The organism is Hymenobacter swuensis DY53 (assembly GCF_000576555.1).
GTDB classification, from domain to species: domain Bacteria; phylum Bacteroidota; class Bacteroidia; order Cytophagales; family Hymenobacteraceae; genus Hymenobacter; species Hymenobacter swuensis.
Genome location: NZ_CP007144.1, coordinates 95,536 through 120,038, shown reverse-complemented (window position 1 = coordinate 120,038; position 24,503 = coordinate 95,536). Strand labels below are relative to the sequence as shown.

Genomic DNA, 24,503 nt, shown 5'->3' with positions numbered 1-24,503 from the left:
AGCTAAGTTCGTTTTGTTTTCGCGTTTGCTTCTTTGCTCCTCTCACTAGAAGGGGCGCGTTTGCAGCAGCACCGTTTTGCTGAACTAGCGCATCTTGTAAGCAAGCGTATCAGCCTGTTCGCGTGTGCCGCTCTTATATTCGTTTAACCGATGATTGCTGCTGATTTACTCTACCAAGTGGCCCATGCGGACGGCGAAGCGCGGTCGCAAGCATTTGCCACCTTGGCGCAGGCGGCTGGTAATCCCGCCGCGTACGCCGTGGTCGTGGAGACGCTGGCGGGCACGACCGACAACACCATCGCGTTTTTCTGCCTCGATGCGCTGGTTAAACAGTTCCCTGCCCTGCTGCTCGCCGATGCCGCACGCCTGGTGCCCGTGTTGCTGCGCCAGCTCGTCGACCACGACTTCACCGTGGCCGACCGCGCCCGGTGGGCCCTGAGTATGACCGGCCCGGCTGCGGTGCCAGCGCTCTGCGAAGCCATTGCCCACGCCCCGAACACGGACCACCGGGTGGCGTACGTGCACGCTCTGGCAAGAACACGAACGTGTACACCCAAGCCGGCCCGGTACTGGCCCTGCTGGCGGGATTGCTGGAAGACGCGGAAGCACCGGTGCGGTACTGGGCCATGGTGGCCCTGATGGACATGAGCCCGCTTCGGCCCTGGTTTGATGCCCGGCTAAACGCACAAGACTTTGACCCCTTGTACCCCGGCATTAGGCGCGTGACCGAGGAATTCATCCGTAACGACCAAGACGACTTCGCGGGACGTTACCACGACCTGATTGCCCGCTACTGGCAGAATAAGGAGAAGGGCCGATAGATAGGTATAAATGCTCTTTCAACTGGACGGAGCGCGTTTACTTTGCCACCGTTTCGCTGTACCCCGAGCGAGTGATTCCGGTGCTACTGCCGTTTTCTCCAGTAGCTTAAGTGCTCGGTTTCCTTCTTTTGACTGTCCGCTAGAGAAGCCTCCCCTTTCAGCATCGTCTGTATGTACGCCCCTGGCTGGTTACTACTTATACTTATTATACTACTGGTGCCCGTGGGCGCACTTCACCTCGCAACCGGAATGTTGCGTGCATGGCCCCGCTGGCTGACGAGAATCTGGTTGCTGGGGTTGGTGCTTACCCTTCTTTGTTCCTCCATCGGAGAATCATCCGACCGTTCCTTTCCATTTTCTTTGATAAAGGGAAATGGGTTTGAGGCGGTCGTTGACATGATTTTTGTCTTCACCGGACAAATAAAAACGACCGCGGTAGGGGACATCATCCGCCATAATGCGGCTGATTTCTGCTGGGTCCTTTTGCTGCCGGCCATGCCGCCAATGCTGCTATGGCTGATAGGATTACCCATAAGAAAACGATTTGCCAAGACAGAAAATAGCCAAGGCAACAGTGCTTAATTTAACACTCCTAAAACTAAACGAAGCGCGTTTGCCTTAGGACCGTTATCTTGAACGGGGGCACCAAGAAAACTGCACCTTGTTTTGCCCCCGAGTGGCCCTTCTTCTTCGACTTTCCGCAGTGAACTATTTGGCCCGTTCGGCTCAATCAGAAGACCAGTGAAACGAGGTAATCTAAAAGCGAGAATTAGGCGGAACGGGCTGGACCAGCTTTCCGGCACCTGTTACGTGGACGAACAATCACCGCTCGTTCAGCACCTGAACCAGACCAATCGAGACGCCTTGGTCGGCATCCAACGAGCGGACGGCGTCTATACGGTCATCGGGCAGGAGCACGTCTATTATGCAACCCCTGCTGGCGCGGCAGGAGCAATCGCCATCGCAGACTTGTTGACTATTTTACGGAAAAATGCCTTACGGCTTGGTAAAAGGGCACCATTTGAATTCGTTGAAATAAATGAGACGGATTGCATTTGGGTAATGAACAGCCAAGTAATGAATGCGCTGTGGAACACACTCTTACTTTTGGAACCGTTAAAATGAACGCAAGCACTTCACCTCATTCTGGGTGCGAGCGCCCCATATTTCTCCACAAACTCCTTCGCTTCTCTTAAATTTTCTGGGTACTGCACATAGTTTCCAAACTTGGTGGTGGCCCATTCCGGAAAATGACCCGGGGCGAGGTGTTCGTAACAATAGCCGTGCTCTACCAAGTAACGAGCGGCTGCCCATTTGTCCTCTTCGCGTTTTTTAGGCGGACGAAAGCGGTGGGGCAATACTACTAATTCAGCCCCACAGTCCGTGCATCGTACTGGACCAGTGGCGCCATAAGGCACATTAACTGCTTTGTGGCAATCGAAGCATACATGTTTAGCGCCCATACTCGAAAGTAACCCTCCTTAAACTGAATTGCCGCGTTTAGGCCACCACCGTTTGCGCGGACAAGCCGTTAGGTAGCTCCTCCCAGCCCGCTCAGTGATTATTATTACGGATCACTTCTGCTCCTGCCTGATGCTTTCGAAATCCTTCGCCTTGTGTTGCGTGTTGTTGGCTGGGCCGACCCGGCCAGTGTCTCCCGACCCACAAGGGCCGCCCGAACTCGTCCGCCGCTTCGTGTTCCAACGGACGGGCGCGGGCGGTAATCCGTATTTCTCGGTACTCTTGTCCACTCCGTCTGAGCCGGAACTGGCGACGTCTTATGAGCGGGTGCGCATCGTCCGGGGCCGGCGCAAAAGCCCAACCTATACCCCTCAGGACGCTAAACGGATCATCCTTGACATGCTGGTGCGCCGCGCCGGGCGCCAACTCCGGTACGTGCCCCAACTCGTCTCCCTTACGACGAACGGCCGCATCCCGTGTGAGGCAGTGGAGAGTCCCTTGCTGGACCTGAGCGACACGCTTGGCACCGTCCGAAGGGTGCCCTACCAAACCTGCCACTTCCACCTAAAGTCAGCATTGATTGCCTGGACAATAGACCCCAGCAGTGCTGACACGCTTTATCGCTATCGAGTAGCAACCCCGGCCTCGTCGACGCACCTGCCGCACCTAGTCGGCGTGGAGGTCGACCAGCAGTTGCGCCTGCGAGGCTTGACTTATTGGACCATGCGTGGCAATCAAGACATATGGCTTACCTACCGCGGCCAAGCCCCCCTTGCGCCAGCATCCCCCTAATGCGCCGCCCAAACAAGTACCTTACCGCCTCCTATTTTTGAACGGCCCGTGTTCACCGACCCACCCTTTCGCTAAACACGTTTTGGCCAAAGACAGCCCAAATACAATGGCCCATTTCAACCGGGAGGTAACAGCTTTTTGTTCGCGGGGAACACGGTGATGGCCTGAGTCTCTTCGTCTTCCGGCCATTCTTTCACCTCATAGACCAATTCTGCTTCGAACAGCAACCAGGTGTAGGGGTCTGGCATATTATCGCCACTCACGAGAACGGGCAACTGGCTTTCCCGAGAGAACGCGCGGGCGAATGCCTCCTGGCTGTCGTAAATAGCTTCCAGTTGCCCATGCGGATAGACGCCCAACTCCACGAAAAAGCTGGAGGCGAGAGCAGCACTGCGAGGCGTTTTCGATTGGGCAAGTAAGTGAAGATCGTAGTATAGCTCAGTGGATGAGACCGACAAAACATCCATCACCTTCCCTGCGTCGATGGCAAACAGGCGCCCGAGCAAGGTTTGTATCCTTGTTATAGGCAACTCACAGTTTAGGAGCAGAAAAAGCATAGAACATTCACGAACGAAACGATGAAATCCACTGGAGCGAAGCCACTGTAAAGTAATGCTTCTTAAACTCAATTGCCGGGTTCAGGACAATACCGTTTGCCTGAACACTTGCCAGCAGTGGCTTTCTTGCTGCATGAAACTACTTGTCATCGGCCTGTTGGCATTGATAACCGCTTCGGGCTGCACCTCCCAGGACCAGGCCCCATCGGAGCAGTTGGGTACCGTTCAGCGCCCGGCGGCTACGCCTGCGTCACGTCGCACCTATTGGCCCGTGGATTCTGCGGTGGACCGGCGCAACACCTCGTTGCCCGGACCGGAGCGGTACCGGGTGCAGGTGGTGACCACGTGTTTGAACGATAGCGCCGTGGTCAACCCCATCGTGGAGGACAGCGGCCCCGCGCAGGATGTCTCCCACAATTACCAGAGCGAGCTGTTCGTGTTCCGGGGCAATAAGCCGTGGCTGCACCAGCGGCTGACGAAGGGGCTATTTGTGGGCCACCCCGTTGCCAAACAGTTAGGTGCGGTGCAGGAATGGGCGCTTTCGCGCACCACTTTCTTAGCGCACCGGCAGGGGCAATTCCTCTTTTCTACGCGCTTGGGTATTCCGGATTCTGACATTTTTGTAGAGGCAGAAGTAGCCGTAAGCCCAACGCAGGGGTTGCGAATAGTGAGTGTTCGGCAACCTGTGGAACAACTGGAAAAATAACGCTCCTTAAACTGAATTACCGCGTTTAGGCCACCACCGTTAAAATAGAATGGCCAAGGGGGCGTAGAAGTTGGGGTGCATCATTTCTTGTATGGTATGAAAGTCTGCGTTTTCCTCCTTCTTGCAGGTAGCACTGCCCTGCTCTGTGGGGCTTGCGAATCAGAATACACAAGTTTCGAACACTCGTTAACGCCCATCGGCTTGGAGGATAGTACGCTCTTCCGCGACCCGACGGGCAGGGTCTTCATCCGTCTGCCGTACCGGGAGGTGCATGAAGACATCAGCCAGGACCCGCCCTACAATTACGAGGAGTTCGTGTACTTCGACTGGCTCAGCCCGGTCAGCTTGAAGAAGGGGGTTGACATCGCTACGTTTCGGCGGGTACCGGGCACGTCCAACTACTGGCAAGACCGCCATTTTATCTACACTGACCCCTGGGTGCCCTATCCGGGCCAACGTTATTTCTTCTCCTTGGGGCGGCGGAGGGAAGTACGCTTTTTGCCGAACCCGGAATTCGCCCGCGTTGCCGGAACGCTGTTTTACCGAGGGGTGCATGTGCCCGGAGATACGGTGCCTAGGTCAGGACACTATCCTTGATGCACTCGGCTGGCCACCTCTGCATAGGCCAGCACAATCGCTCCTTAAACTGAATTGCCGCGTTTACCTTGCCACCATTTTTGTAAACTACCAGTGGCGGTTCGGAGCTATCGGTCAAGGAGGGGATTTGTTGTTCAAAAGGATTGCTCAAACCGACTATACCAATTTGCATGCGTTCTTTTTTGTTCGGACAGCTTATCCGGTCATTACTTATCGGGGTCGTGGCCATCGGGATAACGGTGTGGCTGTATTGGAGCGGCTTGGGACTGACTATTGAGGGCACTCGGGTAAAGTACCAGATAGCTTTGGCATGGGTGGCACTCAGCATTGGCGGCTCGTATGTGTGGCACACGCGGCACTTGGACCGCAAGACGGTGGCAGGCACCGTGTCCGAAATCCTGATGTGGTTGCTCTATGCCTTGCTGCTGCTGCTGGCGCTGCGCATATGGTTTTTTATGCCGGAGCCATTCGATCCGAATAAACGTCCGTTCATGGACTAAGCTGGGCTTGGCGCTTGCTGAGCCGAGGGCCACTAGGGAATAACGCGTTCAAAAAATATTGTCATTTCATACCAGTGGATGCTAGGACATGCCGGTACTTCGGTCGCTGCTAATCGGGTTTGTCACCTTCTGTGGGTTGCTGGCCCTGTTTTTGGCCAGTGACTTTGAACTCTACACGGAATACTTGGCCGGGCTGCCGGGACTGCCGGTGCTTTACTCATATAGAGTTTATTACTCCATATTGATAATCATCTGCCGGTTAAGCTGGGTGTGGGTGTTGCTGAGCATCGTTGGCTCGTACGTGTGGCACACGCGGCGCCTGGACCGCACCACCCGCGTTGGCGTTGTGGCCGACGTACTGATGTTGGTGCAGTACGCCTGCTGGCTAGCGCTGGCCCTGGTGATGCAGTTTTTTATGTTCGATGGACTAGGAATCACTGAATAATTATGCTCCTTTATTTGAACGGAGCGGGTTTACGGCCCCACCCTTTTCTTGTACCGTGCGGGCGGGAATGCCGGCCTCTTTTATCCTCATGTTTGCTCTTCCTGTATGAAAAAGCACATCCTGGTTGTCTGCTTTTTGACGCTATCCGCTTGGTTAGGCGCTTGCAAAAAACAGGACGTGGTACACGACTGCGACCAGGTAGAGAAGGCCCCGCAGGAGTTTTTGGATTACTGGTCGTTTCCTCCTGGCAGCTATTGGGTGTATAAGCAGCGGGGTAGTGTACCGGCCGTTTTTGATACCGTCCGGGGCGGAACTCAAACCCGCGTGTTCAAGCCCGGCCAAGCGACGTATGGGCTGCCTACCTGCGTGACCTTATACGAAGCCCACTTCACGCACTCCAACCGCACGTTTTTTCGCGGGTATAGCTCGCTGCAAAATTTTGCGGGAGGAGAAAGCCTCTTCTGCCAAGGCAGCGGCAACGAATGGGGCGTCCAGCAGAGCAACGAGGCAGGCAATATCTACTCGACCGGGCTCATTCTGGTTTATCCACTGCCGCCGCCGGGCACGATGCTTTCCCGCTTGGGGCCCACCTTACTGGACACCGTGCCTGTAACAGTGCCCGCTGGGCGGTTTCCACACAGCCTGCACTTCGGGACGGCATTTATCGATTCTACCACCAGCGGCATCAATTTCCTGCGGCGCTTTCACCTCGCCCGCGGCGTGGGCTACACCCGTAAGGTCTACACCCGAATTGGCACCTGGGAACTCGTTGCTTATAAAATCAATCCTTAATCCCTCCTTAAACTGAACGGCCGGTGCGCAACCAGCTGCGCAGCTAGGTGCCGCCCCATTCCATCCCTGCCGCACGCGCAGGACTGGCCATTCCGTGGTAAGTTGGCGGGATGAACGCCTTCGCTGCCCGCTCGTTGCTTTCCCTCAGCACCCTCGCCGTTGCCGCCCCGATGGGGCTAGAGCAGCCGCGGCCTTTCCCAGGAGCCGGGGCGGTCCGGCTGCATACCCGGGAGACCCCGGCCGCGGCCCTTGCCCGGCTGGCGGCGGTTGCCCGAAAACAGGGGTACGCCGTGGACACGCTCTCTCTCCGACGTCCGCTTCGCCACGGCCCCGCGCACATACGAGTTCCCCAAGGGCGGTGCGGTGACCCGGGCCGTGTACCGCTTTGCCGCGGACGCGGCCCCCGAGGGGCCCGGGGCAGTGCTGACCCTGGCCGGCACCTATCGCGTGCTGCGGGAGACGCCGAGCGGGGAGGAACCGATGGCGTACGGCGGCGCCCGGACGTCGCAAAGCGCTGCGTGCTTTGGACAAGCCCAGCGCTTGGTCTTTGGGTACCGCGGGGGCAAGGTGGGCTACCAAGCGCTGCCGTAGCGGAAACGGCTTTGCCATTCTGCCCAGTACCCCTTTCCCATTTCTACCCTTCAGAAAATGTTATAAGCGCGGCCATCGCTTTTGCAGGGTCATTTGTAGTTTGTGCAAAAGCCAAGGTGACATTTTCGCCCTTAGTGCATTAACTATACGGCACTGCTACATTAGGTAGATACTCTCTACACGCACCTTGTTAATGATTTGCCACCTATCTGTTCGGTTTTTCTGGCACAGGGTTGTTCCAACACTCGGATTGCTGGCGCTGAGTAGTTGCACGCCGCCTCAGCGAACGCACGTCGATTTACTCGAATGGGTGGTAGCTAATAACACACCCGATACGCTGGTCGTGACCGTGCGCTATCCCTTGGATTCTGTGCAGCTGACAAGCGCGCATGATTCTCAACTGCAACAAACGTGGCGCATAGACTCCGCAGCCTATCAAGGCCGGGGCTTCCTGCGTCATCCCCTACGGCGGTTCACTAGACACCAGGGCAAGTGGTATCAGGTAGATACACGCCAAAGCGAGGTAAATCCCTTTCTTGACGACACGCCCGAAGTACACGCGGGTCGCCTCGATAGCTTAAGCATCTGGAGGAATGGGGAGGCCAATACCTTCACTACTTATACGCCTACTGGACGGGTGGCACGCCTGGACCGTATGCATGGCCTAATTACATATCCGATAGCTCCTTACCAGAAGCAAGTGCTTACGACAAGTGGTGCACTTAATGCCGACTCGACAGCTATCGTAGCCCTGAGTTTGACTCAAGGTGGTGCCACTAAAGTCTTACTGCCAGGAAGCTCCTTAGCTACCCTTTTTCACGCAGTTGAAAACCTGCCGGCGAAAGACTACAACTGATACCAACGCCAGCTTACTATTTGGCCCACTCTTCGAGTTGAAAACTAAAGCTTTTTAGGTGCTTTGTTCCACACAAGCCAATGATAGTGAGGTGTTTTAGGCAAAAAAAACTTGCCTTGTGACTGGAGCAGGAAGCGCAGCGCCAAGTGGCCCAGCAGCGCGTGCGTCAGGCCGACCAGCAGCACAGCCGTGGCGGGGTTAGCATATAAAGCTCCTACCTTGTTTGAACCACCGTGGCTGTTGCAGAAGTCTTGCTGCAGGTCTGCCGAGTGAGGATTCAGCGAGCTGAACCAAACTTCAAAGACTCCCGAAGGGGCTTTTATAGGCCCCCTAGCGTTTGCATATACGGTTATTATACTACCCCCTTGACTTCTGCAACAGCCACGACCGTTTTCCTGAACAACGCTACCTACTTTCACGGGCCGTTGTACTTGCTTTTTGTCGTTGTTCCAGCTTATGAGTAGATGCACTGTCTCCGACCTTTCTCCGCTCGACTGGTTGCCATTGGCCAGCGACGTGCCCGCCGTTTCGGGACTGCCCTTGGGCTTTGCGGCGTACTTAAAGCTGTTGCCTCCGCTGGGCATTGATCGCTCCGTTCCGGTAGCAACCTATTCGTTCAAGGCCCGCACGGTGGAGCAGCTCAACGCCCGTGCTACGTTTTGGACCACATACGGCATCGTTGGGGGCCAGCCTGCCCCGGACCGGTTAACCCCCATCACCTACCGTCAAGTGGCGGCGGAACTGGGCGTGGCCTATACCCCCGCGTTTGGTAACGAAGCCATCTCCCGCGCCGACGGCGGCTGGCCCCCGCACCTGGGCAGCAGCTTGGCCTTGGAAGTGGCATTCGCGCAGCAACTGATCGCCGTGCTCGGCCCCCAAACGGACACGTACTTTTTTGGCTCGGTGGGCGAGGGCAATTACCGCTGGGACGCACAGGACATGCCCACCGACTGGCTGGAGCAGGGGCAAGCTGGGAACGTGGTCGATTTGTACCAGCAAGAGCGCCGCTGGCCCACGTACACGTTTGCCGCGGACCGGGCGTGGTGCCTCTATCAGGGGGAGGACCAAGAGCTGGCGCTGGGTTGTTCGCTGGCCACAGCGCAGCAGCTGCAGACCCACCCCACGTTGGAAGCCTGGCCCTTCATGTAAGAAGGGCCAGACTTCCTTCAGAAGTCTTCAAGACCCTGTTTAGATAGACAGCTTACGTACTAGTTTTTACCTTCCTCTTTATCGCTTGGTGCGTTACGTGATAGATTAATAGTTATCATGACGATAGGTAGGTAGAAAAGCACGTTTACCCACCCCCCAAGTTCTTTACTAAATTCGCTGCTGAGCCAAATTGGTAGCATGGCCAGCGCGAAGGCAAATACTTTAGACTTCTGGGATGAGTTTGGCTTCGTCATCCAATAGAGGGGTGAACACAGAGCCAGTACTACTGGAGCTAGAAAGAGCAAACCAGCAAGAGCTATGGGGGTATTTTCCGATAGAAGGAGCGTCAGCCCAATGGGGGTCATGTGTGCTAAACCCGTCAAGGCCATCTGTAAGTGAATCATTTATCAAGTTTACCGCTCCTTAAACTGAATTGCTGCGTTTAGGCCACCACCGTTTAGGTGAATGACTCAAATGACCTCTACCTTTCCTTCTAATATTTGCCTAGTTCCATGCCAGACAAAGTCAGTACCTTACCGCCAATAACAACACATCAGGCATTTTTGGACTTTCTGGAATTGCTTCAGGAAGACTTTCGCGGACACGGTAGTCGGTGGGAAAACGGCAACCTGTCCGATTATCTCGAAGCGATGCAAGCTTGGACAGCTGACATGAATGGGTACTACAGGAACACTGGCCAACCTGTTCCAGAAAATGTGCCTTGGCAAATCTTTGCTGACATCCTGCGAGCAGCCCGGTTCTACGAATAATCACTCATTTAGCGGAGCTCGTTTACGGTACTACCATTTTCGTGAACTCACTTTGTTAATGGACTGGCTTAACCAGCGAGTGCGTCACGTTGCTCTTGTGCGGCGCGCAAGGCCAGCATAAGGTCTAAAAAAGAGCCATATAGCAGCTGCGTAGGTGCCGGGTCTTGATACATATCTAAGACGCGAACCACGGCGCAATCCTGTCCGTCCGGGGTACAGTGGTTAAAATCAAAGCAAATCGGCTGCAATTCGAGGTCGTACGCGAATTGAATATAGCCTTGCTGCCGGAGGGTGCCCGGTTCCTGTAAAAAGAAGTAATGGTCCAGTAAGCCGGCCTTCCACTCTTTGGGGTCGTGCAGGATGAACGAGACGCCCGTGACGTCATCCAAGTCTAAGAAGTGGCGGTAACGTAGAAATTCGACATACAGCGCCGGGAAAGAGTGGCCGATGGCAGCTTCCAACTCGTGGATATCTGCCTCGGTGACAGTACTGGCAATGGGCTTCCAGGACGCCCAGTCGCCTCCCCAGCCCTCTTTTAACGGTCGCGAAGGGTCTAGCATGGCGGCATCCACGAAAATAGCAGGCTCCCACATCAAATCGTGAGCGGCCCGAAATGCCAAGGCAGCGTCTATATAATCTCGAACGAGTATTTGACCATCGTTGCTCATGGTTTTAAAGTAACGCTCCTTTCCTTGAACCCCAAGCCGAGCAGCAGCCGGAGCCCCTCCTGTAGCTGCAAGGGCTCCTTGCGGCCATAGTCGAGTTTAAGAAACTCGTCTACGATTCAACGTTTACGAAATGCGCCGAGGGGATGAGTTTCGTAAACTCACCAAGGGTCCCGGCAACACAGGGGGAAGGGCGTTCCCAATGGGTTCGGTCGGGCAGCCGGCGGGTAAACCCGGCCTTTACCTTGCCGCCTGGATTATATAACAAACGCCCCCGTTGCCGGACGGCAGCGGGGGCGTTTGTTATATAATCCCACAGGAGCAGGAAACGGCTTTGCGGCAAGACCGGCGGTTACACCCCGGTAAATTTCACGGTCACCAAGGGCTGGGTCTCGTCGCAGCGGAGGAGGTACGGCTGGCTGGCCAGCAACATCGCGGAGTCCTTGTAGGCAAAGTCGAACTCCTGCAGGATGCTGCTGTCGAAGTCGCCGTGGCGGTTGAGCAGTTCCGAAAACTGGCGGCGGTAGGCGTCCTTGTCCGTTTTCTTGAGCGAGTGCCAGTGCTTGAGCGTGTCGGTGCGGCTGTACCGGCGGCCGGCCCCGTGCGCGCAGCTCCACAGCGCCTCCGCCCCCGCGGGGTCCCAGCGGTTGGGCTTAACGATGAGCGACCCCCGGCTCATGGACAAGGGGATCACGACCTCGGCATCGCCCACCAGCTGCGTGCTGCCCTTGCGGTGGATCACCCCGTCGGCCGTAAACTCCAGCAGGTTGTGGCAGCTGTCCGCCAACGCCGGCGAACCGGCCGCTACGTACCGGTTGCGGAGCAGAAAGTCGTACGTTTTGTACACAAACTCCCGGCGACGGCTCGCCGCGTAGGCCAGCACGCGGTTGTACTCGCGGACGTAGTCGGGGGTGGCTACGTCCCTCGGCAGCCAGTCCCGACCTGGGTTGTGCTCCTGCAACAGGGCACAATTCTGCTGGTACATGTAGACGCCTAGGTTGCGGCTGCCGGTGTGCACGACGAGGTACAAGTACTCCTGCGAGGCCTCGAGCGACAGAAAATGGTTTCCGCCGCCCAAGCCTTCGTCGGTCATGCCGTGGACCTCCCGCTCAAAGGCACGGTAGTGCTTGGCTTTGTCGAAGGGGCGCAGCACGTCCTGGCGGGGAATGCGCAGGTAGGCCACGCCGCAGCCCATGTCTTTGCCGGTGACCAGCGGGTAAAAAACCTCGGTGGTTTGAAAGGCCACCCCGACCGGAATGGACCGTTCGGAGCAATAGTGAATGTCGGGGAATACGGCGATTCGGCCGATGGATTCTTGTTCCTCGAAGGCGAGGAGGGACTGTAGCGCGTTCTGCTCCACGCCGCTACGATCCGTAAAATAGACTGTTTTCACGGGGGTTGGGTTTACCAGAAAATAAAAGGGCGCGCGCCGGGGAGCAGCCGCAAGAAGTGCGCGCGAGGAGGGGCCTCAGCATAGGCCGTCACGAAGGTAGCAGAATTTGAGAGTTCAGAGTAAGGAGCGTTATTTTATGAGATGAAGCAACTGCTTTTTGTCTGGATGTGTCTGGCGTGGTGCTGGGATGCCGTGGCCCAATCCGCTGGCCCGTTGCCCTTGCGGCCCGCGTTCATCAATGTGAATGCGGCGGCCCACGGCCTCCCGGGGTATGACACGGTGGCCCGCCCCGGGGTACAGCAAATTCCCGGGCGCCTAGCCTACGTGGGACCGTACCGGGTGTGGGTGTCGGGGGCCGGCGAGGTGGCCACGCATGCCGTGGCGGACCGGAATGCGCCGCACTTCGTGTATTCCCCCAGTAGCGCGTTTGGCTTTGCGGACTTTGCGCGCTGCTCCAGCGTGCATGGCAATAAACTCGTGTTCGTCAGCATCACCGACGGCTACTTGCAACCCCGGCGGTACCGAGTAGTGGAGATGTCGCTGGACCGCCAGGCCGTGGTCCGCCATTACCGCAGCCGCTTGCCCGTCTGCGCCACCTACTCCGCGGACGGCACCCACATCGTGGTGGAAGCGCAGGGCCGCCAACAGAGGGTGCCTTCCGCATATTAGAGGCCCTTCGCCAAACCCCTGCGGCGACCCGATTACTCGAGTTCCGCTTCCTGCCCATTGAGTCTACTTTAAGGGTCGTGGCTTAAACGCATTTTGTTCAACCGAAGGAGGAAAAATAGGTAAATTCAATCCCTGTTAGCCTATAGCCTCTGCTTATGAAACCTGCCTTGTTAGCCCTGTCGCTTCTGCTGAGCGTAAATCAAGAAGTGACTGCCCGCAATCCCGAGTGGGTAAAACTGGACCAAGAGCTGATTCGAGCAGTTAACGCGCTGGTCAACCAAAAGCCGGCCGTTGTCCAGCAATACTTTGCAAAAGGATTGGAAGGTACCCACCACCTCGGTTTTGGATGGAAGTCTAAGGACTTCGCTGCCTCTGGAGGCTATATGACCATTAAAGCTAGGTGCTACTATTACCACGATACCTTGGTTAGCTACACGATTGCGCCTTGGCTCCCGACGGAGAATGCAGTGAAGGACTTATATGTCAACCAGTTTTCTGCTGTATTTAAGCCCACGCCGGGGCAAGTGCGCCCCTACCACTACAACCCCGCCTCGCTTCAGAAAGCCCTGGGCTCTTACCGCCCATCGTACCCGCTTGCTACTACGCCTGCGACCATTGCGGACTACATGTCACCCGAATCCGGGCTGGAGTACGGGTATTCAGGGGGAGAGGCACCGGTTGTTCTTCCAAACAGACGCGCCTTTATTCTCCTCCAAGACCAGCTATCTACGGCCGATATTGTACTACTAATGCATGCTGTAAACCCGGCGAGTCGGTTGACCGCAATTGAATACTACCTAAAAAACAAAAAGCGCTTCACCCACGCAGAGCAGCAGTCCCTTAACCAATGGGTAAAAGTGGTTTTTAAAGAGTTGCCGAAGGTAGAGAGTCTACAAGGCTGTATCGGGGGATTGTACAATGCCCGGGAGCTAGTGGCAAGGTTTACTAAAACTACGCTGTAGCCGATCGTACTCTGGTAGCGTGTCCAGCCAAACGGTTGGCAATCAAAAGGAGGAATTGCTTTCCCCGTCTAACCAGACAGCCATGATCGGAGCCCCCACACGTTACACCGTGCGTAAAATGGTCCGAGAAGTCCTTGCAAGAATCTTCTGGCTTATTGAACGGCAACCGGCGTGGACGGGAACGAGATGGCGAGTCGCTTGCCCGATGGCAACACGCAGTGAAACGACCCGCTGACGGTGCGACTGCTCGGATTATATACCGACTGTCCCGTGGCCATCGTGGCGTCTCCTTTTTCGGTGCTCACCCGCACGAGGTCGGTCTCGTTGAGGAACTTCACGCGGGGACTGGCGGTAAAATACGCCCGCAGCCGACCCTCCACCACTAAGTCGCCTGTTACCACCAGCAGCGGTGCTTGGTCGTATCGGGCTTGTTCGATACGGCCTCGACCCAGCGGGAAAGGCAAGAAGCCGGGCTGTTGGGCGGTGAGCGATACATGGGGCCAGCGCTGCTGGACGGCCGCTAGCTGACGGGCCTGCCACTGCCGGTGCCAATTCCAGCCGAAGAACCCGACGAACAGCAGGACGAGTATGCCCAAGGTCCAGGCGACGGCATCCTTTAGAACTTGTGGCGCCCACTCACTGCGGAAGAAAGCGCGCAGCAGGCCCCAGGGAATGAGCACGTACTGCGCCAGTCCCAGGGCTACGATAAAGAGCAGCGCCAAGAGCCAGAAAAGGATGATGAATAGGCCTTCTATCACTACGGAGAACTGTGTTTACATAAGATCTGCTAGGGGCCATTCGCCGGCTTAGCCACCACTCTTGCCCATTGTCAGAAAGCCGAACACCAGCGCCAGAACTCCGCCGATAACGAGCATGAGCGCAGATACAGCGTAGCCACCCGCTCTTTTTCGCTGCGATGGTAGCAGCAGGAAAACGACGAGCAGGGCCAAATTCACCGCTACGAGGTACCCGAGTAGCGGCAACAAGGAGAATAAGAACACGTCTTTGGGGCCCGATTCCCGGGACGCAATTGCGGACATAACGGTGACGCCGATGACCACCAGGCCCAGGTTCATCAGCACAACATCTTTCAGCACAACATCTTTCATGGCAACGGACATGGCCAAACGGCAGGCCTGGGGAAATAGGGGCTCACAAAGCCCTAGCGGCTACTTATAAGCAACCCCATACAGGACCGTCATATTCCGGTATTCCTCATTGACGATCAACACCTTAGTTGCTCCTAGTTTGGCGGCTGCAGCCCGCAGCTTTTTGATGGCCCGTTTGTCACCCATCCCACTGGTCACCCCACCGCCTAGTGGCGAACGGCCTTCTACCTCTCCCACCTTCGTCATCCCGACCACCTCATTCGCGTCGCGGGTGATCATAATGCTGCCATTGTCTACTTGCAGGGCTTCTGTAATAACAGGCACACTAACGTGAGTACTGGGCGAAACCGGCCACGAACTGCACGAAGCGGCAGTGGGCGACGCCAATAGGCTTGTCCATAGGATAGCGGCGAAGTAAGCGTTCTGCATGAGGGTAAACAAAGCTGAAGGGGATGAATATAGCGGTAAGGCCGCAGCACCGAAAGGTACGGCGTGCTATCATTTTTACACAGCGCGAAGTTGTCCAGAAAGAGTAGACAATGAAGCACGATGGACAAGTGTTCAGTAAAGGGTAGCTTGCCTTGGCTCAAAGGGCGCCGGTGTTGCCGCTGACGAGCGTTACCCAACGAGGGCTTGCACAAACGAAACCATCAAATACAGAACGCCGAGCCCAAGCCCCGCCAGGACGACTTTGCCCGTCACTTGCTTGAGCGGGCTGGGGCCATCGACCCACTCCAAGGCTTTCTTGGCCAACGCGAACATGCCTAGGATGGGAAGCATTATCAGGCCGAAACCGGGTGGACCGAGGACTACACGGGCGAGCAGCAGCAGAAGCACCACGGAAAAGCAGGGATAAAAAATGGCCGGTGAGCCAAGATAGGCAAGCCGACCGCCAATTGGCTAGAAGAGCCCCCAGAAATACGTGCGCTTGGTCTACGCAAACGGTCCTACTACCTGTCCGACCTCGTGAAGGCGTAGCTCCGCTTGGGCGACGTGACAGGGGCGACCTACACCGCGCAGCTCATCGACCGGCCCGAGGAACAAGGGCCCGCGTTACGGCTCATAGCCGACGCCATGCCGCACTAGTCAATGACTAGTGCGGCAGTAGTTAAAGAGGCGTTCGCGTGGTTTCTGACTAGTCACGACCTCAATGGAAAACACCGGCGCTTTTTTTGACCATAAAGCAAGCAGCCCAACACGTTAGCAAGTCGGAGCAGACCATCCGGCGACCAGTCAAGCAGCATGCTAATACTAGTCATGTCCAGGTCGAGCAGCCCCCCAAGGGCAACACGTATCTATCTCCTTAGCGCGGACTGTCTTGGTTGCCCTTTTGTTTTTTGAACACAACAGAGGCCATGAGCAAGGCCGCGCCCCCAATGCACAGCGGCGAACCCAACCTCGCCAAGGGGTCGTTGCTGCCAGAATAGTGGCCCATCATGAAGGCTCCGGCCAAGGCCATGAGTATGCTCAAGGTAGCAAAAAAGAAGAAGAGGGATGGGGTTTTCATGGGGATTCGCAGTTGATGGTATCGTGGAAGAAAAAAGGTATCGAGGCCGTGGGTCACTTCTGGCAAATCGGCCAGTTGGATTGGGGTGGTCCAGTAAAAACGGACAGTGAGCTAAGGTAGGTTGGATTGCAATTCCTGTTCAAATTGATGAGGCGAGCGGTAGCCGAGGGCGGAGTGGCGGCGGTCGAGGTTGAAGCACGTATCGAGGCAAGGGGCTACTTCCAGGCGGGCTTCTTCGAGCGAGGCGAAAACGGAGCCGGGCCAGCAGGGGCAGCAGCCCGCAGCAGAGAAGGAGCAGGTGTTTCATTTCAAAAATGATTTTAAAAAACAGCTATAAAGCACCAAGCGGAGCTTAAGCCGGCAAGGTGGCGGCTCCCCGCTTGGTCCCACAAAGCTGCCACTCGTCCGTAGGCCGCACCGCGCACTTTTACACGAGTGCGGCAAAACACCCGTTGGTCGCCGTCGAAGCCACGCTGATGTGGTGTTCGCGCGCAAACAGCCGACGCCAATCGGCACAAGTTGGGGACTGTACCATCTGCGCTACCAGCGACCACAGCCGTAGCACCGTATCGGTTTGCCAAAGCAGTTACGCGACGGGACCGTTCATACGGCTGCCAGGAAGCAGACGCCGAGAGCACGCCCTTGCACGGTGGGCCGAACATGACCCTGATGGCGGCTCTCACCCCGAACGGCCTGCAATCGGCCATTGCGGTGAGCGTGGACAAGGTCCTCACCAGCGCGGCGAAGCCTGGGCAACAGTGAGAGGTGCCTACCTTCGGGTGCGAGGCTATTTACACGAGTGCGGCGAAACAGGCACCGGGCGAGGCGGCAGCAGGGCGCCGGCGGTGCTCAGCACCAGGGAGGTGGTTTTGCTGCTGCCACGCCGGACCACGTTTTTCCGCGCTCGTGGAAAAACGTGGTCCGGGGCCCGGGTTATTGGACTAGTTTTGACTGCTTACTTTGGGGCTGCGCCTTTTTCAGGGGCCGTATTCGCAGCGTCCTGCTCATCGGCTTTCCTCCTTTTTTATGCAACACTATTTCCGCGCCAAGCCCTATTACTGGTTTTTTCAACTGCTGGGCTGGGAGGCGTTCTGGGGTACGCAGGTGCATGCGGCCTTCATGCTGAAAAAGTACCAGCCAAGTACGCTGAATTGGCTCACCATGACGGTCGTGTTTGGGCTGCTGCTCACCCATGGCTACCGGACGCTGCTGCTGCGTTTCGGGGTGCTGCGCCTGCCGCTGGTTTGGCAGGCGGTGGTGGCGATGCTGGGCCTGCTGGGCCTCTCGCTGAGTATGCAGCTGCTGCTGCCCGCTGCTTTTACGCTGCTGGCCGGCAAATGGCAGTGGCCTTACACGAGTGGCGTAGCCGGCTTCGTGTTTGGGGTGATAGACATCGGGCGCTACCTGATTGTGTGGGTGCTGGCCTACCATTTTTTCGTAGCGGGCGAGTGGCTGGCCCAGGCCCAGGCGCGGGAGCTGCACGCTGCTGCTGCACGCCGCCAGGCCGAGTTGGATTTGCTGCGGTCTCAAATCAACCCCCACTTTCTGTTCAATGCCCTGAACTCGGTGCGCGCCCTGACCCTGAGTGACCCCCACCGCGCCCGCACCGCCGTCACGCAGCTCGCCGATTTGCTGCGCTACACCCTGAACTATGAGCAGCGCCAACTCATCCCGCTGGGCGAGGAGCTGGCCGCCGTGCAGGACTATCTGGCCCTGGAGCAAACCCGCTTCGGCCCCGAACGCCTGCGCCTCGACCTGCAAGTGCCAGAGGCCCTGCTGGCCTGGCCCGTGCCACCTGCCGCCCTGCTTACGCTCATCGAAAACGCCGTCAAGCACGGCATCAGCGCCACGCCGGGCGGCGGCTTGCTGCGCCTCGTGGCGCAGGCCGCGCCCGCCGAGCCGAACAACAACGCCCCCGCCGCCGAGTGCCTGCACCTGGAAGTCAGTCAGCCCGGCCACCTGCCTGACCCAGCGGCCGTGCTGCCTGCCTGCCTGCCCGGCCAAACCGGCGGCCTGGGTTTGGTGAATACCCGTCAGCGCCTGCTGGCCCTCTATGGTGACGGCGCCCGCCTCACGCTGCGGGAGCAGCCAGCGGGCACCGTGGTGGCCCGGCTAAACGTGCCGGCAGCGGTGCTGGGGGTAAAACTCATCGCTTGAATCGCCAGCTAGTTGAAGTCGCCCTGCGCGTGCTGCCTCACCCCCGCCCACAGAGAGGGGGTGAGGCAGCACGCGCAGGGCGACGATTAGGACCGCTAAAATGTTATACTCCCATGTCCACCTCTTCTCCCCTCATCCGCGCCCTTCTCGTCGAAGACGAATACCTGGCCCGTCAGGAAATGCGCTACTTGCTCAAAGAAGCCCACCCCGACGTGGACATCATCGGCGAGGCTGCCGATGCCGACACCGCGCGCCGCCTCATCCGGGAGCTACGGCCCGACTTGCTGCTGCTCGATATTTCGCTGCCCGGCGAAACCGGCTTTGACCTGCTGGAAAGCCTTGACGAGGTGCCACACGTGGTGTTCGTAACCGCTTATGACCAGTATGCCACCCGTGCCTTTCAGGTGTCGGCCCTGGACTACGTGCTCAAGCCCGTGCACCCGGAGCGGCTGGCCCAGGCCCTGCGCCGGGTGCGGCAGACCCTGCTGCCGCCCGTTTTGCCGCCCGCCGCTGCTGCTCATCCGATAGAAGACGATACTGCCGCTGGCCCGCCCGCGCCACCCGCGCCGCCGCTCACGCCCCAGAGCCAGGTGTTTATCAAAGATGGCGAAGCCTGCTATTTTGTGCGGCTGGCCGATATTGATATGTTCGAAGCCGTAGGCAACTACGTGCGGGTGTACTTCGGGACGCAGTCACCGCTACACCACAAGTCGTTGCAGCAGCTGGAAGACAAGCTTCCGCCCGACCTGTTTTTCCGCGTCAACCGCCAGCAAATTCTCAACCTGACCACCATTGAGCGGGTCCATGCCTACTACAAAGGCGGTCTGCTGCTGGAAGTGCGCGGCGGCCGGCGCATCGATGTCTCGACCCGGCAGGCCGTACGATTTAAGGAGTTGCTGAGCTTATGAGGCCGGCAGTTTTGAGCAGTGGCGCTTGTTCACGAAAACGGTCGATTTTCTATTAGGGCTTGGGATACTAATCTTCCAGAATGCTGTACAACTCGCGGTTGACGTAGTAATGATTGCCGCCAATGGTCTGCTTTTCCAATACCTGCAGTTCCACCAGCTTATTGAGGTAATCGCGGGCCGTGTTCTCGGCATAGGTCCGGTCCTCGGTCAGGTGCTTGACGCGGGTAATGGGCTGGGTAAAGATTTTCTGCACCAACTGGTCGGGGCGGCGCAGGTTTTTCTGGCCCGCGACCACTTCCCCGATGGCGTCGCGGGCGGCCAGGATACGGTTGATTTTGTCAAAGGTCAGGTTCGCCGTGACTTCCACGGCTGTGAGCATGTACAGCAGCCAGGCTTGCCAGTCGCCGCGCTGCGAGACGCCGGCCAGCGCCCCGTAGTACGCCTCCTTGTGGGCGACGATGTAGCGGCTCAGGTACAGAATCGGGTAGTCCAGCAGCCCTTTGTGCACCAGGTAGTGGATGTTGAAAATGCGCCCCGTGCGCCCGTTGCCGTCCCGGAATGGGTGAATAGCTTCGAACTGAAAGTGCCCAATGGCCATTTTGAGCAAGGGGTGCAGTGGGTAGGCGTGGTCGTCGTTAACAAAGGCCAGTAGGTTGTCTAGCTTGGCTTCCACCACGCCCGCGCCCCGGGGCGGGGTGTAGACGGCCTTTCCGGCGTTGTAGCCGCTGCCGCCCTGGCGGATGATGGTCGAAGAAAATGGGGGGCGGATGCCTTCCTCAACCTGCTTGATTTCGCGAAACATGCGCACGAAGTAGTCGCGGGTAAAGCCGGCTTGCGTTTGCAGGTACGCGTGGCCGCTCCACAGCGCCTCGCGGTAGCGCAGCACCTCCTTGGCCGGCCCCTCGGCCTGCTCGGCGGCGGTTTCGCTAAAGGCGCGGTACAACTCGTCGTCGGTGGTGAAGATGTTCTCAATCGCGCTGGAGGCCTTGGCTTCCTGCAAGCTGATGGAGTTCACCAGCAGCCCTTGGTTGGGAATGGCCACGCTGCGGCCGTGCAACCGCCCCAGGGCTTCGCGGGCATGGCCGAGTTGCTCGAGCACTTCGGGCGTGCGCCACAGTTCCTGGGCAAGAGGCAGCTCCGGCAAGGCATTCCAGGGCACGTCCCGGCTGGGATTAATGGCGTACAGGGGATGAGCTGGCATTAAAACGCAGAATAAATAAGGTTAGCAGGCGTGTGCTACCGCAAATGTATCCTAAACACCTGGTCAAAACATTAAAAATAACTTTTTTTAATGTCAGCCCATCAACTGCGCCTTAAAACAGTTGCTTCTCCCCTTCGGGGATAAAAGTAGGGCTTGCGGATGCACACGAACTTCTACAGTAGTTTACCCAAAGGAGCGTAATTATGCCCTTTCACTAATTTTCTTCCGATGAGCGACGCCTTGCCGGTGTTGTTCCTTTGTTTTGACGATGATGACCTTTGCCGACGTGGTGAGCAACAGCGGTGATTCCGTGCTGGAGTCCTATACCTACGCCGAGGGCCGCCTGCAACTGGTGCTCGTTCTAGGCGAAAACGACCAGAAAGTCGCCTTGTCCCTGCCTACGGACTGCCTCGCCTTTGCCGGCTCCGTTCTAGCCAGTAGTGAGCGTGCCTACCGTAGCTGCTTTCTTGCCCTTGAAGACTTATCGCAGGTACTTGCCGTGGAAAACGGGGTTTATGTGCCCGCTTCCGACTTTGGCAAGCTCATGCAGCAGACCCGGGCCAACTATCACTTGGCGTATGGTAAGAAGGCAGCCGAATGGACGCATCTTCTTTCCTTGGTTGGGTATAGCCGTTTGGCATCTTGCTTAGTGGCTGATGTAGGGGCAATCTCTGTCACAGAAATAGCAGCTTAAGCACCCCTCTAGTTTACGCCGCCAAATTCAGCGAAACGGTGGTGGCCTAAACGAGGCAATTCAGTTTGAGGAGCGTATTTTGACGCGTTTTCAGAACCTGTGCACCATGACGGAAGAAGAACAAAGGAGCCGCCTCGTTGCCGCGCGTGCACGGCTTCCGGCCCTACAAGAACACTTGGCCGAAGCACCCGGTGGCCCGTTCGTTTTTCGGGCCTCCACGCAGCCGAAAGCTCGGCTGCTGCGCATCATGTCATTGCGGCATCACCACAACTTGGAACAAGGCAAGGTGATACAGGGCATGCCCACCCTACTCGAAGCAATAGAGCAGGCGAGCGGCGAACAGATTGCCAGTTTGAGCCTCTACCTGCCGGATGGTACGCCGTTCGTTGGCCAGCTGCTGGCCGCACTGTACTACACGCAGGAATATGACAACTTGCTCGGGGCGCTTTGCTACTCACAGGGCAAAGTGGTTTACGAACCAACCGTCCAGGGCACGCGGGGATGATGGCTTGGCTGATGCAGTCATTCGCCCTTGTTCAGCAAAACGGTCCAGGGATAAACACGGCAATTTGGTTTAAGGAGGCTTTACTCGTTCGGGCCGCGGCTGACAGGCGCAGCTTCTGTCGGCACCGGCCACCCGTGGTAGGCCAGCCAGGCCCGCATCATGCCCACGTACGCCTTCAGGTAGTTCGCGCTCAGGAAGAAGTTCGTCCAGTCGAAGCGCTGCACTTGCACCCCCAGATAGAAGAGCCACACGGCCGCTCCAGCCGCCGGCACAAGCTGCCGCTCTTCGACCGAGAGTGTGCGCACGCGCTCGTAACCGGCCAGAAAGTGGGCCGCCTTGTCCTCGTACTGCTGCTTGTCCGCCTCGATATTGAACAGCTGTAGGCAGAAGTAGGCCACGTCCAGCACGGCCGGGCCGTTGCCGCAAAAGTCAAAGTCAAACACCGTCATCTCGTCTTGGTCGGTGATGGCCATGTTGTCGTACCAGAAGTCGAGGTGCACCGCGCCGGTCGGCAGTGCGGCAGGGCCCGCCTGCGCAAACGCGCGCGCTATCTGTTGGCTGGTGTCTAGCAGGTACTGCATCTCGGGCAGTTCATCAGAAAAAAAGGTGCGCGCCGAGGCGTAGGCCTGCGTGAGCAGCAGCTCGGGCGTGTAGGTGGGGCGAGCAAGAGGCTGTCCACGGGTGAGCTGGTGCAGCTGGGCCAGCATAGCGCCAAGTGCTGTGCAGGCCGCCGGGGTCAGGAAGCGCACCTTGCCGCCCTCAGCAAAGGAGAAGAGCACCAGGTAGCGGGGGCCTTCCGGGGCAGCCACTTCGTGGAGGAATGTTCCGACACTGTCGGCTAGCGGGTAGGAAACGCGCAGCCCCTGTTCCTGCAGGTGCCGCAGCAGGGCCAGCTCGGCCTCCACCTCGGCGCGGGTGCGCCAGTTGTGGCTGTACACCCGCAGCACGTACCGGCGCTCGTCATCGGCGAGCAAATACGTATGGTTAATGCCCGTCTTGAGCAGGCGACAGGTGCTTTTCGGGCTGAGGCCGTAGCGCCCGGCCACGAAGCGGCTCAGGGCGTGGGCGTCAAGCGTCGAGGCCGACACGGGAAAGAGCTCCGGCACCACCGGCGCTTGGGCCAGAGCTAGGGTATCGGCGATAAAGCCCGCCTTGCCCAACACATAGGCCCCGCGGTCGTGCTTAAATTGTGCCGCCAGTGCCAGCTTGAACTGCTCGTACTGCCGGGCGCGGGCCGGGTGCGCGTTCAGGTAGTCACGGAACGCGAGTTGCTTCCACATCGTGTTGCTGGCCGGGCAGACGTGCAGGTGATAAATCTGCTCGCTCACGCCCCCTACCCGGTAGCCCTTGCCGAACGACATGTAGGCGTCAATGCTCTCGCGCTGCGGCACCTTAAAATAGGTATAGCCTAAGGCCTCGAACTGCTGGATGAGGCCGGCACTGAACAGGTGCTCCGATGGAATGGCCACCAGCACGTCAATGTAGGGCTTAGACTTAATCGCCGCAATGGCCGAGCTGCCGAAGTGTTCAATGGCCAGCAGGGTCTCGGGGCCGATGGCGGCCAGCAAGCGCTGCTTTTCCTGCTCAAACAAGTCTTTCCACCCCGCATCGTGCGCCACCAGTTCAACGGGGAAGAAGGTGTTCCATTCTTCCTTGGTCAGGGACCGTAGTTCTTTCGACATGTACGAGATACGATAAGGCAGGGAGAGCAAACAGCTGGCAAAAGTAGACAGTCACCCCACTTGTTCACGAAAACGGTTATTCAGGTAACCAGTCCTCGGTGTGCCGGTGTTGTCTCAAGCCCACTGCCTCAAAGGCGTCCTGCTGCCCCCGCGTGGTGACGACACCTAGCTGTGCGAGCAGGGCATTGATGGCGCCCTGATTCGGCCCCCATACCTGCCGCTGCCCGTTCTGCCAGCACAAAGCCGCTTGCTGGCCGTGCCCCCCGAAATAGTCGGCTTCGACGTAGCCGACAGCCACGAGGCCGATGTGTGAGCGTACCTGCTGTTCCAACTGCGTGGGCATGAAATCGAAAGGCGCGATGTCTGCCGAAGTCACTCCGTTCACGATGGCATCGTAGAGCACGTCCGTGATGGGAATCAGGCAAAGGCCCTGTGCGAGCGGCACGCGTACGGCTTCTGGGTAGGCTGCGGCCAATGGGCGTAAGGCATTAGTGGATCCAATAAATGCGCGCAGACTATAACCCATAGAGCAGTATATGAAATCGTTAGATCGGTGAACACGGGCCACTCAAAAATAGGAGCGTTTTAGGCCGGTTTGCATTGAACCCACCACTTTTGTCGTCATGAAAGCAGAAATAAGGGGCTACTCGGTCACCGAGAACGAAGACCTGTCCACCTATGAACCTGAGGCGCAGCAGGTGTTCGGCTTCACGTTGTTGTTCGAGATTGGCATACAAGGCCAAGAAGGGTCCGATTTCTTTGAAGTAGAGGTCGCCTCTCCTGCCTTCTTGGAACGCCTTGCGTCACACCCACTTTTTCTGCGGCACACCATCTTAGCCACCGATTACAACATTCCCGCAGCCGTCGCCCTAGTGCGCAAATATGTGGAGAAGCTGGAAGAGGACTCGTGGGAAAAGTTAGCAAGCAAGATCAGCCGGGTCCTTCGATGGGAATTTGAAGATTACAAAGGCTAGCAAAGTCAGTTTGCAAAAACGGTCATGGCCTAAACGCGCT

General features: G+C 57.6%; 30 protein-coding genes and 1 pseudogene. 17 read left to right on the top strand and 14 right to left on the bottom strand.

The genetic code is table 11. The features are described 5' to 3' along the window. Nucleotides 1–165: 165 nt before the first annotated feature. Nucleotides 166–525, bottom strand: coding sequence for a hypothetical protein (locus HSW_RS23955; protein WP_155832749.1), 360 nt, complete (start codon nucleotides 523–525; stop codon nucleotides 166–168). 20 nt (nucleotides 526–545) lie between these two features. Between HSW_RS23955 and HSW_RS00825 the strand changes: the two genes are divergently transcribed. The 3 genes from HSW_RS00825 to HSW_RS00815 all read left to right on the top strand — a co-directional run bounded on the left by HSW_RS00825 (nucleotide 546) and on the right by HSW_RS00815 (nucleotide 1,946). After that, entirely contained in the window at nucleotides 546–821 is a 276-nt protein-coding gene (locus tag HSW_RS00825) for a hypothetical protein (protein WP_155832748.1), read from the top strand. Nucleotides 822–1,043: 222 nt separating this feature from the next. Continuing rightward, nucleotides 1,044–1,403 (top strand): hypothetical protein, encoded by a 360-nt coding sequence (locus HSW_RS00820; RefSeq protein WP_155832747.1) that lies wholly within the window; start codon nucleotides 1,044–1,046, stop codon nucleotides 1,401–1,403. Between the two features lie 228 nt (nucleotides 1,404–1,631). Beyond that, nucleotides 1,632–1,946 carry a hypothetical protein gene (locus HSW_RS00815; protein WP_044000386.1) on the top strand — a complete coding sequence of 105 codons (315 nt, stop codon included), beginning with the start codon at nucleotides 1,632–1,634 and terminating at the stop codon, nucleotides 1,944–1,946. 1,244 nt (nucleotides 1,947–3,190) lie between these two features. Here the strand turns inward: HSW_RS00815 and HSW_RS00805 are convergent. Next, nucleotides 3,191–3,631, bottom strand: coding sequence for a hypothetical protein (locus tag HSW_RS00805; protein ID WP_044000384.1), 441 nt, complete (start codon nucleotides 3,629–3,631; stop codon nucleotides 3,191–3,193). 133 nt (nucleotides 3,632–3,764) lie between these two features. Between HSW_RS00805 and HSW_RS00800 the strand changes: the two genes are divergently transcribed. The 6 genes from HSW_RS00800 to HSW_RS00770 all read left to right on the top strand — a co-directional run bounded on the left by HSW_RS00800 (nucleotide 3,765) and on the right by HSW_RS00770 (nucleotide 9,267). Beyond that, nucleotides 3,765–4,337, top strand: a complete 573-nt coding sequence (locus HSW_RS00800) for a hypothetical protein (RefSeq protein WP_044000383.1) — start codon at nucleotides 3,765–3,767, stop codon at nucleotides 4,335–4,337. A 96-nt stretch (nucleotides 4,338–4,433) separates the two neighbouring features. After that, a complete protein-coding gene (locus HSW_RS00795; RefSeq protein WP_044000382.1) occupies nucleotides 4,434–4,934 on the top strand; it encodes a hypothetical protein in 501 nt (166 codons plus the stop codon). A 170-nt stretch (nucleotides 4,935–5,104) separates the two neighbouring features. After that, on the top strand, nucleotides 5,105–5,434 hold the full coding sequence (locus HSW_RS00790) for a hypothetical protein (RefSeq protein WP_044000381.1): 330 nt from the start codon (nucleotides 5,105–5,107) through the stop codon (nucleotides 5,432–5,434). Nucleotides 5,435–5,675: 241 nt separating this feature from the next. After that, nucleotides 5,676–5,879, top strand: coding sequence for a hypothetical protein (locus HSW_RS23950; protein ID WP_155832746.1), 204 nt, complete (start codon nucleotides 5,676–5,678; stop codon nucleotides 5,877–5,879). Nucleotides 5,880–5,984: 105 nt separating this feature from the next. Beyond that, nucleotides 5,985–6,671 (top strand): hypothetical protein, encoded by a 687-nt coding sequence (locus tag HSW_RS00780; protein ID WP_044000379.1) that lies wholly within the window; start codon nucleotides 5,985–5,987, stop codon nucleotides 6,669–6,671. A 1,903-nt stretch (nucleotides 6,672–8,574) separates the two neighbouring features. Continuing rightward, entirely contained in the window at nucleotides 8,575–9,267 is a 693-nt protein-coding gene (locus HSW_RS00770) for a hypothetical protein (protein WP_197031863.1), read from the top strand. Nucleotides 9,268–9,326: 59 nt separating this feature from the next. Here HSW_RS00770 and HSW_RS00765 read toward each other — a convergent pair whose 3' ends face one another. After that, on the bottom strand, nucleotides 9,327–9,671 hold the full coding sequence (locus tag HSW_RS00765; protein ID WP_044000376.1) for a hypothetical protein: 345 nt from the start codon (nucleotides 9,669–9,671) through the stop codon (nucleotides 9,327–9,329). Nucleotides 9,672–9,779: 108 nt separating this feature from the next. Between HSW_RS00765 and HSW_RS00760 the strand changes: the two genes are divergently transcribed. Then, nucleotides 9,780–10,037, top strand: coding sequence for a DUF7660 family protein (locus HSW_RS00760; RefSeq protein ID WP_044000375.1), 258 nt, complete (start codon nucleotides 9,780–9,782; stop codon nucleotides 10,035–10,037). Nucleotides 10,038–10,105: 68 nt separating this feature from the next. Here the strand turns inward: HSW_RS00760 and HSW_RS00755 are convergent, their stop codons facing one another. Further along, nucleotides 10,106–10,705, bottom strand: a complete 600-nt coding sequence (locus HSW_RS00755) for an SMI1/KNR4 family protein (RefSeq protein WP_044000374.1) — start codon at nucleotides 10,703–10,705, stop codon at nucleotides 10,106–10,108. 349 nt (nucleotides 10,706–11,054) lie between these two features. After that, entirely contained in the window at nucleotides 11,055–12,095 is a 1,041-nt protein-coding gene (locus HSW_RS00750) for an RtcB family protein (RefSeq protein WP_044000373.1), read from the bottom strand. Between the two features lie 141 nt (nucleotides 12,096–12,236). Here HSW_RS00750 and HSW_RS00745 point away from each other — a divergent pair, with 141 nt between their 5' ends. Together HSW_RS00745 and HSW_RS00740 are read left to right on the top strand one after the other, a co-directional pair. Next, nucleotides 12,237–12,764 carry a hypothetical protein gene (locus HSW_RS00745; protein WP_155832743.1) on the top strand — a complete coding sequence of 176 codons (528 nt, stop codon included), beginning with the start codon at nucleotides 12,237–12,239 and terminating at the stop codon, nucleotides 12,762–12,764. Nucleotides 12,765–12,919: 155 nt separating this feature from the next. Then, complete coding sequence (locus HSW_RS00740; protein WP_044000371.1) at nucleotides 12,920–13,726, top strand: hypothetical protein; 807 nt, start codon at nucleotides 12,920–12,922, stop codon at nucleotides 13,724–13,726. 152 nt (nucleotides 13,727–13,878) lie between these two features. Here the strand turns inward: HSW_RS00740 and HSW_RS00735 are convergent, their stop codons facing one another. The 6 genes and pseudogenes from HSW_RS00735 to HSW_RS25125 form a co-directional block, all read right to left on the bottom strand. After that, nucleotides 13,879–14,448 (bottom strand): hypothetical protein, encoded by a 570-nt coding sequence (locus HSW_RS00735; RefSeq protein ID WP_155832742.1) that lies wholly within the window; start codon nucleotides 14,446–14,448, stop codon nucleotides 13,879–13,881. Nucleotides 14,449–14,532: 84 nt separating this feature from the next. Beyond that, complete coding sequence (locus tag HSW_RS00730) at nucleotides 14,533–14,847, bottom strand: hypothetical protein (protein WP_044000369.1); 315 nt, start codon at nucleotides 14,845–14,847, stop codon at nucleotides 14,533–14,535. 48 nt (nucleotides 14,848–14,895) lie between these two features. After that, the gene (locus HSW_RS00725; RefSeq protein WP_155832741.1) at nucleotides 14,896–15,159 is read right to left on the bottom strand and encodes a hypothetical protein; all 264 of its coding nucleotides are present in this window, start codon (nucleotides 15,157–15,159) and stop codon (nucleotides 14,896–14,898) included. Nucleotides 15,160–15,453: 294 nt separating this feature from the next. Beyond that, entirely contained in the window at nucleotides 15,454–15,675 is a 222-nt protein-coding gene (locus tag HSW_RS00720) for a hypothetical protein (RefSeq protein WP_155832740.1), read from the bottom strand. A gap of 463 nt (nucleotides 15,676–16,138) precedes the next feature. Continuing rightward, nucleotides 16,139–16,342: a hypothetical protein gene (locus tag HSW_RS00715; protein WP_044000367.1), complete on the bottom strand. Its 204-nt coding sequence runs from the start codon at nucleotides 16,340–16,342 to the stop codon at nucleotides 16,139–16,141. A 111-nt stretch (nucleotides 16,343–16,453) separates the two neighbouring features. Further along, nucleotides 16,454–16,597, bottom strand: a pseudogene (locus HSW_RS25125) (IS3 family transposase); the annotation flags it as partial. Nucleotides 16,598–17,368: 771 nt separating this feature from the next. Between HSW_RS25125 and HSW_RS00710 the strand changes: the two are divergent. Continuing rightward, nucleotides 17,369–18,499, top strand: coding sequence for a sensor histidine kinase (locus HSW_RS00710; RefSeq protein WP_044000366.1), 1,131 nt, complete (start codon nucleotides 17,369–17,371; stop codon nucleotides 18,497–18,499). A gap of 113 nt (nucleotides 18,500–18,612) precedes the next feature. After that, the gene (locus tag HSW_RS00705) at nucleotides 18,613–19,407 is read left to right on the top strand and encodes a LytR/AlgR family response regulator transcription factor (RefSeq protein WP_052345953.1); all 795 of its coding nucleotides are present in this window, start codon (nucleotides 18,613–18,615) and stop codon (nucleotides 19,405–19,407) included. Between the two features lie 67 nt (nucleotides 19,408–19,474). On the opposite strand, the gene HSW_RS00700 is transcribed toward HSW_RS00705, so the two are convergent. After that, entirely contained in the window at nucleotides 19,475–20,608 is a 1,134-nt protein-coding gene (locus HSW_RS00700; RefSeq protein ID WP_044000365.1) for a Fic family protein, read from the bottom strand. A gap of 268 nt (nucleotides 20,609–20,876) precedes the next feature. On the opposite strand from HSW_RS00700, the gene HSW_RS00695 reads away from it, so the two are divergent. Beyond that, complete coding sequence (locus tag HSW_RS00695; RefSeq protein ID WP_044000364.1) at nucleotides 20,877–21,302, top strand: hypothetical protein; 426 nt, start codon at nucleotides 20,877–20,879, stop codon at nucleotides 21,300–21,302. A gap of 106 nt (nucleotides 21,303–21,408) precedes the next feature. Then, nucleotides 21,409–21,807 (top strand): hypothetical protein, encoded by a 399-nt coding sequence (locus HSW_RS00690; protein WP_044000363.1) that lies wholly within the window; start codon nucleotides 21,409–21,411, stop codon nucleotides 21,805–21,807. 80 nt (nucleotides 21,808–21,887) lie between these two features. Here HSW_RS00690 and HSW_RS23690 read toward each other — a convergent pair whose 3' ends face one another. Beyond that, nucleotides 21,888–23,489, bottom strand: a complete 1,602-nt coding sequence (locus HSW_RS23690) for a GrpB family protein (RefSeq protein ID WP_081768196.1) — start codon at nucleotides 23,487–23,489, stop codon at nucleotides 21,888–21,890. A gap of 76 nt (nucleotides 23,490–23,565) precedes the next feature. Beyond that, nucleotides 23,566–23,964: a hypothetical protein gene (locus tag HSW_RS00680; RefSeq protein WP_052345952.1), complete on the bottom strand. Its 399-nt coding sequence runs from the start codon at nucleotides 23,962–23,964 to the stop codon at nucleotides 23,566–23,568. 148 nt (nucleotides 23,965–24,112) lie between these two features. Here HSW_RS00680 and HSW_RS00675 point away from each other — a divergent pair, with 148 nt between their 5' ends. Beyond that, the gene (locus HSW_RS00675; RefSeq protein WP_044000361.1) at nucleotides 24,113–24,463 is read left to right on the top strand and encodes an immunity 8 family protein; all 351 of its coding nucleotides are present in this window, start codon (nucleotides 24,113–24,115) and stop codon (nucleotides 24,461–24,463) included. The last annotated feature ends 40 nt before the right edge of the window (nucleotides 24,464–24,503 follow it).

What these genes read in the sequence shown, in the direction of transcription:
- HSW_RS00805 (WP_044000384.1), bottom strand. Translation starts at nt 3,631, where the DNA reads ATGCTTTTTCTGCTCCTAAACTGTGAGTTGCCTATAACAAGGATACAA.
- HSW_RS00800 (WP_044000383.1), top strand. Translation starts at nt 3,765, where the DNA reads ATGAAACTACTTGTCATCGGCCTGTTGGCATTGATAACCGCTTCGGGC.
- HSW_RS00795 (WP_044000382.1), top strand. Translation starts at nt 4,434, where the DNA reads ATGAAAGTCTGCGTTTTCCTCCTTCTTGCAGGTAGCACTGCCCTGCTC.
- HSW_RS00790 (WP_044000381.1), top strand. Translation starts at nt 5,105, where the DNA reads ATGCGTTCTTTTTTGTTCGGACAGCTTATCCGGTCATTACTTATCGGG.
- HSW_RS00780 (WP_044000379.1), top strand. Translation starts at nt 5,985, where the DNA reads ATGAAAAAGCACATCCTGGTTGTCTGCTTTTTGACGCTATCCGCTTGG.
- HSW_RS00770 (WP_197031863.1), top strand. Translation starts at nt 8,575, where the DNA reads ATGAGTAGATGCACTGTCTCCGACCTTTCTCCGCTCGACTGGTTGCCA.
- HSW_RS00765 (WP_044000376.1), bottom strand. Translation starts at nt 9,671, where the DNA reads ATGATTCACTTACAGATGGCCTTGACGGGTTTAGCACACATGACCCCC.
- HSW_RS00760 (WP_044000375.1), top strand. Translation starts at nt 9,780, where the DNA reads ATGCCAGACAAAGTCAGTACCTTACCGCCAATAACAACACATCAGGCA.
- HSW_RS00755 (WP_044000374.1), bottom strand. Translation starts at nt 10,705, where the DNA reads ATGAGCAACGATGGTCAAATACTCGTTCGAGATTATATAGACGCTGCC.
- HSW_RS00745 (WP_155832743.1), top strand. Translation starts at nt 12,237, where the DNA reads ATGAAGCAACTGCTTTTTGTCTGGATGTGTCTGGCGTGGTGCTGGGAT.
- HSW_RS00740 (WP_044000371.1), top strand. Translation starts at nt 12,920, where the DNA reads ATGAAACCTGCCTTGTTAGCCCTGTCGCTTCTGCTGAGCGTAAATCAA.
- HSW_RS00730 (WP_044000369.1), bottom strand. Translation starts at nt 14,847, where the DNA reads ATGTCCGTTGCCATGAAAGATGTTGTGCTGAAAGATGTTGTGCTGATG.
- HSW_RS00715 (WP_044000367.1), bottom strand. Translation starts at nt 16,342, where the DNA reads ATGAAAACCCCATCCCTCTTCTTCTTTTTTGCTACCTTGAGCATACTC.
- HSW_RS00710 (WP_044000366.1), top strand. Translation starts at nt 17,369, where the DNA reads ATGCAACACTATTTCCGCGCCAAGCCCTATTACTGGTTTTTTCAACTG.
- HSW_RS00705 (WP_052345953.1), top strand. Translation starts at nt 18,613, where the DNA reads ATGTCCACCTCTTCTCCCCTCATCCGCGCCCTTCTCGTCGAAGACGAA.
- HSW_RS00700 (WP_044000365.1), bottom strand. Translation starts at nt 20,608, where the DNA reads ATGCCAGCTCATCCCCTGTACGCCATTAATCCCAGCCGGGACGTGCCC.
- HSW_RS00695 (WP_044000364.1), top strand. Translation starts at nt 20,877, where the DNA reads ATGATGACCTTTGCCGACGTGGTGAGCAACAGCGGTGATTCCGTGCTG.
- HSW_RS00690 (WP_044000363.1), top strand. Translation starts at nt 21,409, where the DNA reads ATGACGGAAGAAGAACAAAGGAGCCGCCTCGTTGCCGCGCGTGCACGG.
- HSW_RS23690 (WP_081768196.1), bottom strand. Translation starts at nt 23,489, where the DNA reads ATGTCGAAAGAACTACGGTCCCTGACCAAGGAAGAATGGAACACCTTC.
- HSW_RS00675 (WP_044000361.1), top strand. Translation starts at nt 24,113, where the DNA reads ATGAAAGCAGAAATAAGGGGCTACTCGGTCACCGAGAACGAAGACCTG.